The 10,018-nt window shown below is 29.1% G+C and carries 8 protein-coding genes and 2 rRNA genes; 4 read left to right on the top strand and 6 right to left on the bottom strand.

Annotated features, from left to right (window positions below):
- Positions 1 to 545: 545 nt before the first annotated feature.
- Positions 546 to 1,253, bottom strand: a complete 708-nt coding sequence (locus CLCHR_RS22825; RefSeq protein ID WP_079442205.1) for a hypothetical protein — start codon at positions 1,251 to 1,253, stop codon at positions 546 to 548.
- A gap of 286 nt (positions 1,254 to 1,539) precedes the next feature.
- Between CLCHR_RS22825 and CLCHR_RS22830 the strand changes: the two genes are divergently transcribed.
- Positions 1,540 to 2,571 carry a galactose ABC transporter substrate-binding protein gene (locus CLCHR_RS22830; RefSeq protein ID WP_079442206.1) on the top strand — a complete coding sequence of 344 codons (1,032 nt, stop codon included), beginning with the start codon at positions 1,540 to 1,542 and terminating at the stop codon, positions 2,569 to 2,571.
- A 29-nt stretch (positions 2,572 to 2,600) separates the two neighbouring features.
- On the opposite strand, the gene CLCHR_RS22835 is transcribed toward CLCHR_RS22830, so the two are convergent.
- The gene (locus CLCHR_RS22835; protein WP_079442207.1) at positions 2,601 to 3,443 is read right to left on the bottom strand and encodes a PdaC/SigV domain-containing protein; all 843 of its coding nucleotides are present in this window, start codon (positions 3,441 to 3,443) and stop codon (positions 2,601 to 2,603) included.
- Positions 3,444 to 3,603: 160 nt separating this feature from the next.
- On the opposite strand from CLCHR_RS22835, the gene CLCHR_RS22840 reads away from it, so the two are divergent.
- Together CLCHR_RS22840 and CLCHR_RS22845 are read left to right on the top strand one after the other, a co-directional pair.
- Entirely contained in the window at positions 3,604 to 3,948 is a 345-nt protein-coding gene (locus tag CLCHR_RS22840; RefSeq protein WP_079442208.1) for a helix-turn-helix domain-containing protein, read from the top strand.
- On the top strand, positions 3,929 to 4,585 hold the full coding sequence (locus CLCHR_RS22845) for an ImmA/IrrE family metallo-endopeptidase (RefSeq protein WP_079442209.1): 657 nt from the start codon (positions 3,929 to 3,931) through the stop codon (positions 4,583 to 4,585). The genes CLCHR_RS22840 and CLCHR_RS22845 overlap by 20 nt, the downstream gene beginning before the upstream one ends.
- A gap of 745 nt (positions 4,586 to 5,330) precedes the next feature.
- On the opposite strand, the gene CLCHR_RS22850 is transcribed toward CLCHR_RS22845, so the two are convergent.
- A complete protein-coding gene (locus CLCHR_RS22850; protein ID WP_079442210.1) occupies positions 5,331 to 8,471 on the bottom strand; it encodes a PAS domain-containing sensor histidine kinase in 3,141 nt (1,046 codons plus the stop codon).
- Positions 8,472 to 8,843: 372 nt separating this feature from the next.
- Between CLCHR_RS22850 and CLCHR_RS25545 the strand changes: the two genes are divergently transcribed.
- The gene (locus CLCHR_RS25545) at positions 8,844 to 8,978 is read left to right on the top strand and encodes a hypothetical protein (RefSeq protein ID WP_278337028.1); all 135 of its coding nucleotides are present in this window, start codon (positions 8,844 to 8,846) and stop codon (positions 8,976 to 8,978) included.
- A 63-nt stretch (positions 8,979 to 9,041) separates the two neighbouring features.
- On the opposite strand, the gene CLCHR_RS22855 is transcribed toward CLCHR_RS25545, so the two are convergent.
- From CLCHR_RS22855 to CLCHR_RS22865, 3 genes are all read right to left on the bottom strand, one after another.
- On the bottom strand, positions 9,042 to 9,287 hold the full coding sequence (locus CLCHR_RS22855; RefSeq protein ID WP_079442211.1) for a PIN domain-containing protein: 246 nt from the start codon (positions 9,285 to 9,287) through the stop codon (positions 9,042 to 9,044).
- Between the two features lie 295 nt (positions 9,288 to 9,582).
- Positions 9,583 to 9,699, bottom strand: a 5S ribosomal RNA gene (gene rrf / locus CLCHR_RS22860).
- A gap of 194 nt (positions 9,700 to 9,893) precedes the next feature.
- Positions 9,894 to 10,018: ribosomal RNA gene (locus CLCHR_RS22865) — 23S ribosomal RNA — on the bottom strand; the annotation flags it as partial.

The following is a 10,018-nucleotide window of genomic DNA, read 5'->3' on the forward strand; positions in this document are numbered from 1 at the left end:
TATATTGATATTATTAACTAAATATTGATTCTATCACTATATCTAATAATAAATTCGGCATTATTAAAATTTATATCTCTATGTTTAAGCTGAACCTCCATTTCTTTTGAATGACAGGCGCTCTTCTCTTTTTTCTATCACTTATTTAATTCTCATAAAACTTTCCATAATATCATTTACAACCTTATTGTAGAAAAAAATGGTTTGAATATCTCTGCCATTCCTTCACATACTAAACTCGTGATCTAATGATTGCCGTTATTTTGCACCCTGGACTTTTCATTACTAGCTCCTCTAAAATGGGGGAGCTTTTATATTTGATTATTATTTATTAAAAAATTTTAACTACAGTACTCTTATTTCCAAAAACGTACAGCTAAAATTCATATTCAAAATAGCCCTTAACAAAGTTGCCATAGGGTTATTATCGTCTTTTTCCCTGATATAATCTAAATCCGCATCATAAAAATACAAGTATGCTATACTTTTTTTCTCTTCGGATGTTCCAATAATACCAAAGGATTTTTTTAATCACAACTAATTTCCTAGCTTTCAAATGAATATTGGTGAATATTCTTAAAGTCACCATCCAAACAATAATATACAGCTTGTTCTTTTTGTGAATAAACCATAGAAATTGCAGTTTTCCATTCGCCGTCCTTTTGTATTACTGATTCAAGTATTCTAAAAGCACCTTTCACCTCTAAACATTCTTCTTTTGATAACATTTCTTCAGCAATTTTATATCTTTCAGTGCCAGTTCCAGCTAATATTCCTGTTTCTTTAAAATCACACAATGAGAAATTAGTCATTATAAAATAATGCGTTTCTTTAGCAGGGCTATGTATTGTTCCTCGCCCTGGCTCTGCCACCCATACATTCCCATGCTTATCACTGATCATATTATGTATACTATAATCAGGTACATTCACTATTTCCATTCCTTTAAAATAACTGTCTATAAGCTCTGAATTTATCTCTCCATTAAGCACATCCTTAACAAGTTTTGCTGTACTTGTGACTTTTTTACTTGGTCTTTTGTATAACCCCTTTCCATTTGAATCTACCATCAAATGATTGATAAACATACCATCCTTATTAATGCCAAACGATGGAACTTTTCCTCGTCCACCATCAACCAGGACAACAAATTTATTTGAATCCTTTGTATCTATTTGATAATTCATTCCATTGTTATCAAAATTCATTGCTATTAATATATCTTCTCTTCTATGAATAAAACTTGTACACATATTATTCCTCCTTAAAATAACTAAATAATCTTACTTTAATTTAACTATAAATTGATTTGCTAGTAAATTTAATATTTTATCTACTATATCTCTAAAATAATTCCTATTTAGTCATAATCTAAATCTTAAACTATGAGCTTTTCACCAACTAACAACTTTTTAGTTTAATTATGGTAATTATATCATTAAATACGTGCTATATTAAAGAATATTGTTGAAGTGAATAAATCTTTTTAAATAAACATAACCTAATTTTAACTTATATAGTATGGAGGTTAAAATTTAGATGAGACTATTAAAGAGATTAACTATTACCATAAGTATAATAATAATTACTATATTATTTAATACTATTTATATTAATCCAGTTACTGCTGTAGGAACGCCTCCTAGAGTTGGTGTTTTATTATTCGATTTTAACTCTCCATATATTTCGCTTGTTAAACAAAGCTTAGAAAATATTGAAAAAGAAAACCCCGATAAAGTTAGATTCTCTTTTTTTGATGCAAAGGATAATCAAGCAATACAAAATGCTGATATAGGAACATTGATCCAAAATAATATTGATCTTCTATTGGTAAATTTAGTGGATACTAATGAAAATACTGTATCAGATATTATAAATAGAGTAACAGAAAGAAATATTCCACTAATTCTTTTTAATATAGAGGTGCCAATAAAGCCTTTAGATGTTTCCAAAAGAGTTTTTGTTGTAGCAACCGAATCTGAAAACGGAGGAATTCTACAAGGGGATATTCTTCTAAATCTTTGGAATACCAATAAAAATTCTATAGATAAAAATAACGATAACAAACTTCAATATATAATGCTGAAGGGTAAAATTAATAATGAATCAGCAATTAAAAGGACAACGTACGCTATTTCTACTCTTAATAATAATGGTGTACAAACACAAGAGCTTGCCTCAAGGATTTGCAATTGGGAGCGAGATTGCGCAAAAATCTCAATTAATTCATTATTTTTAAAATTTGGTGGGAATATAGAAGCAATAATTTCAAATAATGATGCTATGGCAATTGGTGCTATTGAAGCATTGCAAGAATACGGTTATAACCAAGGAGATCCAACAAAAACAATACCGGTAGTTGGTGTAGATGCTATCCCCGAAGCTATAGACTTAATTAATAAAGGTTTTATGGCAGGAACTGTGACTCAAAATCCTGATGAATTAGCTAATGCACTATATTCAATTGGACTAAATTTAGTTTATAATAGGCCCCCTTTAGAAGATACAAATTATAAATTATCTGGAGAAGGTATAATAAAACTCCCTTACTATATATATACAAAAAAATAATCTTCTGAATCCCATCAAATTGAGTCACGCTATTTTTTAACTAAAAATTCAGCGTGATCTCCAATCGCATGACTTACTGGCAAGCTTATGACTATGTTGTTCTCTTCCATATAGCTGTATCCACCCTTTTCAGGAATTATGATTTTCCCATTTTCTACGCGAAAATCTGAATCTTTTAATATACTCAAAAGTTCGCCATCATTCATTTCCACAAGGGCATTTTTTTGAGCTTCAGCCACTTCCTCTTCACTAGACACTACTTTAACAGTTGTTGTGTCTTTTAACTTCTTTAATATATTCATTACGTCAGCATAATCTACAAGTCTCATACCTCTAGCATTTTCTACATTTATGTTTGTAGTATAAAATAACGAAAGGGGATGTGCCGTTCCTTTCACATTACCATATCCACTATAAGCCACTGAAAAATATTTGTTATTTTTGAGTTTTACTTCATAATTTATATCCAATGTTAAATTCTTTAACTTTGGATCATCCTGTAAATATCCACTCAATATATCTAAAGCCTCTTCCTCTAAAAGCTTATTTATAGCTTTTAGTTTAGTTTCATCAGATAAACCACTTATTTGTGGATATGTAATTCTGACTTTATTTTTATTATAAGTTTTACCGCAAATTTTATATTCACTAAAATTTACATAATTCTTTTCAATCCCATCTCCACTACTTTCATCCAGTGTTTTGCTAATACTCTCAGATTTATCATAAATTAAGGCTGCTTCTTCTTTAGAATTTAATTCTATATTATTAGAGTGTACTCTAGTATACCTGCTAGAATCAGTGGGTACATCTTTTGCAAATAAAGAGCTCAATAACATTAGGGTTAAAATAATTAAAAATTTATTTTTCATACTTCCATCTCCTTGAAATCAAGTTTTCCCTAAGTCAATTATAAAAATTCGTAATATACAAATCTATGGGTATTTCTTATTATGTAACCCTATAATTTTTTTAATCCTCCATTGATTTTATCGGTCGTTATGATAAAATTATCTTAAGAGGTGAAATGCTATGTTAGGTGATAAAGTAAAATTACTTAGGAAAAAAATGAAAATCACACAACAAAAACTAGCTGAAACAATTGGTGTAAGCCAATCTACCATTGGTATGATAGAAGGCAATAAACAAGGAGCTAGTAATGATACTTTAGTAAAACTTGCGGTTACTCTTAATACTACTGTTGATTATTTACTGTCCGATGATATAGAAGAACAAGATATTGATGCTGAAAATGTTGATTTTGATGATGATGATATTAGAAGAATTGAAAGAGCTCGAAAGAAAATGGATCCTAAAAATAAAGAAAAAATGATGAATATTTTAAGGTCTGCCTTTGATGAATACTTCGACGATTAGATATTCTCTAATAAAAAAAATTGTTAATGATATTTATGTTAAACTAAATATTACTCGGTTCCCTATAAATATAACCGAAATAATCAGTTCTTTTGATAATATTAGAATAGTTTCTTATCATCAATTAATGCTTAAGAAGAATTTAACTAAGGAAGAAACTTTTGAATTTTTATCTTCAGAAGAAGGGTGTACTGATTATTATAAGCAAAAAAATAAATATATAATCTATTATAATGACATAGATTATAAATCTGAAGAACGAGTTAGATGGACTTTAGCCCATGAGTTGGGTCATATATTATGTGGACATTACTGCCAAAAAACAAAAATATTTTGTGAGGACTTAACAGAGGCCGAATATAAATTTAAAGAAGCTGAAGCAAACTATTTTACGGGACTATTGCTATCTAATCCCGTAATACTAAATAAACTAAACATAAAATCTTCTTATGATATTGAAGTTTATTGCGCTCTATCCTCTGAGGCGGCCCGCTACAGATATGACAATTATAAAAAATGGTGCAAAAATAAATTTATAACTAGCTCCGATAGATATATTGTAAGAAACTTCGAAACCTACCTAAAAGAACAAGCCCAAGAATATAAAGAGTTCATCAGATTTATGAACTCTTTTTAAATAAGTACAAGCGATAAGCTAATATAGATAAATACCATGTAACTTAGACTTATGTGTAACTTGCCGAAATAAGTAACATATTGTGTTTCGGTTTCTAGGAATTTTAATGGATGATTCTACGACTAGAAGTTGCACCCACAATGCTTGCCTCAACGACACGCGTTGAACAAGCATTGTGGAACAACTTCTAGTCAAGAATCATTACCAGCAAAATTCCAATGAAACACTGCAAACAATATGTTACTTATTTCTAGTAAAGTGATACACTGAAAGTTAACAAGTATGGATAGTCACTACAATTACAAGTCAAATATATAATTGGGATATCTATAGGAGGGCGTAATAAAGTCATTTTTATACATCAAGATATTGAAAATTAAACGTCCGGTCTACTGATTCATAAGGGCTTATCCGATGTGAAATTTGGGTTAATCACATCTTCCTATATAGATACCAATGTTTATGCGATAAACTAATCAAAATTATATATAACAAATATTATAATTAGACTTTAAATCTATAAATCTCCAGAAATAGAAGGTACTCTTTTACGCAGTGTTGCATTTAAAAAATAGCTATAGGCATTTCTTCAGTAAAAGTTGTTCCAGTTCTGCTTGTCATTAGCTTGCCTAAGGAGCAAGCAGGACTGGTGCAACTTTTACTGGTAGAAATCCATAGCTATTTTTTATAGCAACCGAGTAACAGAGTACCTTCTATTTCGGCTGGTTATATAATAACTCTAGTTTTATAAATAAATATCTGAAAATTCCACATTTGTAACTTCTATGAGACGATTATTCATGAAGTTCTCTACATTAACTGTTTTTTCTTCCTCAACTATTGTTTCGTCTGGAAAAATTACAATAAAGGTGCTTCCTTTGCCAACCTTACTTTTAACTGATATACTGCCACCTAAAGCCTGCACAAACATTTTTACAAGAGATAATCCAATTCCAGTTCCTTCTGCTTGTCTTGATAAAGAGCTATCTACCTGTCCAAATCTCTCGAATATTACATCCACTTTATCTTGTGGTATACCTATTCCGTTGTCCTTTACTTCAATGCATGTATTGCCTTTTACAGTATGTAAACATACTGTAATAGATTTACCAGTTGGTGTAAATTTAATTGCATTTGAAATAAGGTTTAGAATTATTCTCTCATATTTCTCATCATCCATTGCTATTATTTTCTTTTTAAAAGAAGATACAAGGCTCACCCTAACTCCTTTTTGAGCAGCATAGTCATAAACTGATTCAACTATAGCTTTCGTTATAAATACTATGTCAATATTTTTCTTATTTACTTTAATGCGTCCTGCATTAGCACGAGTAATATCCAGAAGATTATTTACCAATCTCAATTGTCTAAAAGTATTTTGTCTTATTGTTCCTAGATATCCTTTAACCTTATCGGATAATTCGTTTCCATAGATATAATTCAAAGCCTGAACAGCTGTACTTATAACATTTATAGGAGTCCTGAATTCATGAGATATAAGTGATAAAAATTCATCCTTCATTGCAAGGGCTTTTTCAAGAGCTTCAATCTTTTCACGCTTAGCCTTTAACAATTGTTTTTGTGCTGATTCAAGCTTTTGCTGGCTTTCTATAAGGTCCGTTATAATAAGATTATTTGCAATTCCATATGAAAATTTTCCACATGAATCAAACACTGGGACCGCATTAATCATAACATATTCTTTTTTCCCATTAGCCTCGAAATATATAACTTTACCTTTTATGATCTTACCTTGCATTGCACAGTTAACAGGTAATTCCTCAAAAGATAATTTGCTTCCATCCATATTAAAAAAACTCTTTACTTCATAATAATTTCCCATATTAAATGCTATGTCATTTAATAAATGCGATGCAGAATTATTCTTAATAATAAATTTACCATCCTTGTCAAAAACCAATATGGACTCCTGCATGCTATTAAGGATAGCTTCTAACTGTTCTTTTTGCTCCTTTACTCGATTTCTCTGCTTTATAAATCCGGTTACATTATGCATGCACACAACAACATTATTGATTCTACCATATTCATCAAATATAGGACTGGAGCTTATTCTACAATGAATACTTTTATCCGGTCTCTGAAATGTTATTAATGAATTATTTACTTTTCCCCCTCGAAAAGATATAGCCGTTGGCAAATCTTGTTCTAAAATTTCATTTCCAACTGAATCAAAGCACTTTGTTGTATTAAGAATATCTTTATATCTGTTAAACTCCTCACAATTATATATGATATTTTTCGCCGCATCATTTTTTAGAAAAACGTTTTTATTTCTGTCATATACAACTACAGCTTCAGACATATTTTCTATAATTGATTGAAGCAATTCTTTTTGTTGTCCTATAATTTTATTTTGATTTACTAATTCAGTTATATTATGAGCATAGGTCATTATGCATTCTATATTTCCATCACTATCATAAATAGGTGAAGATCTAAATTCAAATACTAATTCTTTTTTTAAACTTTTAATAATTATTTTTTCTCTTTCAATAATCTCACCCTTAATTGAACGACATGCTGGTAGTTCTTCTTTAGTAAGAATACGTCCATCTTCACTATAATGATCACCTATGGCATAAAAATCATCTATGTTTTCTAATTTATGCCCAAAAGGAATATCTTTATATGCTTCCTTATTCATCAATAATAACTTTCCAAGCTTGTCAAAAATGAATATATGATTTGATGTATTCTGAATGATATTTTCAAGTAGTTCTTTTTGACTTTTAATTTGTTTTTCTTTTTCAACTAAATCAGTTATGTCATGGTAGCACATAACCACAAACTTAATATTGCCATCCTTGTCATATACAGGTCTCCCACTTGCACTTATATGTTTAATAGTATCTCTATTACGAAGGGTCATAAAATCATTAGTAACTACTTCCCCTCTAAATAATTTTGAAATTGTTATATTTTCAGCTTTAATTTCATTACCATTAGGATCATAATATTTATAGTCATCAAAGACATCACCAAGTCTATTCATTTCTCCATTTGGATAGAGATCTTTAGCAGCTTTATTTGTCATGTAGTAATTCCCATGGGCATCATAAATAAAAATAGCATGGTCAATGCTCTCAAAAATTGCTTCAAGTTGTTTATTTCTTTGTTCTATTTCTTCAGATTGCTTTATTACATGTTCTTTAATTCCCACATTTTCTACCATTACAACAATATAATCAACCCTATTATTAACTACAATAGGCATAAGAGTATGATCATAAAATTTATTAATATCTTTATATAGAGATGGACTCAATTCTTTAAAATATAGCGGCCTATTATTAGCTACAACATCATTAAATGCTTTTTTAATATCGCTATCATCAAAGTTGGTCACAACCTCGCTTAAAGATTTCCCATAAAACTTTTCTTTGGAGTTATATTTATTTGAAAAATTATTTAGATATGATTGATTTGCATTAATTAGAATTAAGTCAGATGCTGTAAATACACCTATTCCTGTTTTATTTTCAGAAATTAGTCTTTCTAGGAATTGATTATTTTCTTGAAATCTAGAATTTTGTTTCTCCGTTAATATATAGATTTGCTGTTCACTACTTCTTAAAACTTCAACATTTATAAATCTGACCTCAAGAGATTTTGTAAATAAAAAATAACTTGTTCCATTATCAAGGTCTTTAAAATTAATGTCTGGACCTAATCTTAATTTTTTCAAGATTTCAGTTATATTTTTATTTATTATATCTTCCTTCAAATATTTTGTCATATAAAAAAAAGATTCACTTGCATTAACAACCGTATCATTTCTTACAATCATTAAAGCTTGATCACTTTGATTATTATCAATAGTTTCGATACTTCTAGCCTTATCTATAAAGTCAATACTTTGCATATTTAACCCTCCTATGCTTAAGTAACTTCTTTAGTATTAAAATATTCACTAAATTTATTTTACTACACTTCTCCACAATTTTCCACTTTTAACATGTAACATTATTCCACACATTTCTACCTAATTGCATTTTTTCATAACAAAATTAGTTAGATTATGTATATTCTTGACGGAAGAATTTATTAAGAGTTTTAAACAGTTAAAAATATGCCTATAATTTCACTGACCACAATATTGTGGTCAGTAACTTATGGTAAAGATTCTGAATATATTTTATCAATTTTCACATAATTAAATTTGAACGCTGAAATTGAGATAACCTAAAACTTTCTTAAATACACTATTATATTGTAAATTGAAAGGTGATTACATATGAAAAGATTTATTCTCGCATCTATATTTTTTACATTTTTTATATTACCATCCATGGCTGAAACTAAGATTCTTAGACGTGGATTCTATAGAATAATAAAACGACCCCTAAATTCATTTAATTTAGAGGTTTAAAAAACTCAAGAAAATATAGTAGAAATCATGTTTAATTAACTAAATAAGATTGCAAAATAAATTTTAATTAAGAACACTTAATTCATCAAAAGATTCTAAAACATAACTTATGTTATCTGTAGTAGTAACAATTAGCTTATCAGTACAATCATTAACTTCCGCAATAGATCCCTTTAATAGAGATAAACAATCTTCTGCCAAAATAGGCACATCGTTCACAACTAATAAATCCATATTGTTACATCTTTCATGTATCCATTTATCTAATGCACATTCGCATTCTGATAAATAATTATTATTTGAGTTCATTGAATTTCTCCTCTCATTTTCCCATCAAATATATTCTATTTAAATTTAATTAAATAATTAATATATTAGTTATTTAATTAGCGTTTAAATTTTTTTCTTCTTTGAATATCATATTCATATTTTATTTTATAAATACTGGAAAAGCAAGAGGTTAATACTAAAATTTAAATATAAGCTTAATTTTAATTTATTCTGACAATCATTTTACTTACAAAATATAGAAAATAAAATGCAATACTCATCATATTTTTCCAACACACAAAAAAGATAGTCATTACAACTATCTTTTACAGTTACCTCGCAACGTCCTACTCTGCCACACAGTCGCCCGTGCAGTACCATCGGCGCTATAGACCTTAACTTTCCTGTTCGGAATGGGAAGGAGTGTTACCTCTATGCCATCATCACGAGATGCTAGTTCATTCCAAATCTCTGATTTGGTCTAATGAACTGTACACCAACGAACAAATGTGAGTTAGTGTTTCCTTTAAAAAGAAACTTTAATTCATACTATTCATTTAGTTTTCAGTATTCACATACTTGAAAGAACCTTGTTCTTTCAAAATTGCACATAGTATTTTTAATGTATTACAACTTGATTATTTATTGGTCAAGCCCTCGACCTATTAGTATCAGTCAGCTAAATATGTTACCATACTTACACCTCTGACCTATCAACCTTGTAGTCTTCAAGGGGTCTTACTAGCTTATGCTATGGGAAATCTCATCTT

Source organism: Clostridium chromiireducens, assembly GCF_002029255.1.
In the GTDB taxonomy this organism is placed as follows: Bacteria; Bacillota; Clostridia; order Clostridiales; family Clostridiaceae; genus Clostridium; species Clostridium chromiireducens.

What these genes read in the sequence shown, in the direction of transcription:
- CLCHR_RS22840 (WP_079442208.1), top strand. Translation starts at nt 3,604, where the DNA reads ATGTTAGGTGATAAAGTAAAATTACTTAGGAAAAAAATGAAAATCACA.
- CLCHR_RS22845 (WP_079442209.1), top strand. Translation starts at nt 3,929, where the DNA reads ATGAATACTTCGACGATTAGATATTCTCTAATAAAAAAAATTGTTAAT.
- CLCHR_RS22825 (WP_079442205.1), bottom strand. Translation starts at nt 1,253, where the DNA reads ATGTGTACAAGTTTTATTCATAGAAGAGAAGATATATTAATAGCAATG.
- CLCHR_RS22835 (WP_079442207.1), bottom strand. Translation starts at nt 3,443, where the DNA reads ATGAAAAATAAATTTTTAATTATTTTAACCCTAATGTTATTGAGCTCT.
- CLCHR_RS22830 (WP_079442206.1), top strand. Translation starts at nt 1,540, where the DNA reads ATGAGACTATTAAAGAGATTAACTATTACCATAAGTATAATAATAATT.
- CLCHR_RS22850 (WP_079442210.1), bottom strand. Translation starts at nt 8,471, where the DNA reads ATGCAAAGTATTGACTTTATAGATAAGGCTAGAAGTATCGAAACTATT.
- CLCHR_RS25545 (WP_278337028.1), top strand. Translation starts at nt 8,844, where the DNA reads ATGAAAAGATTTATTCTCGCATCTATATTTTTTACATTTTTTATATTA.
- CLCHR_RS22855 (WP_079442211.1), bottom strand. Translation starts at nt 9,287, where the DNA reads ATGAACTCAAATAATAATTATTTATCAGAATGCGAATGTGCATTAGAT.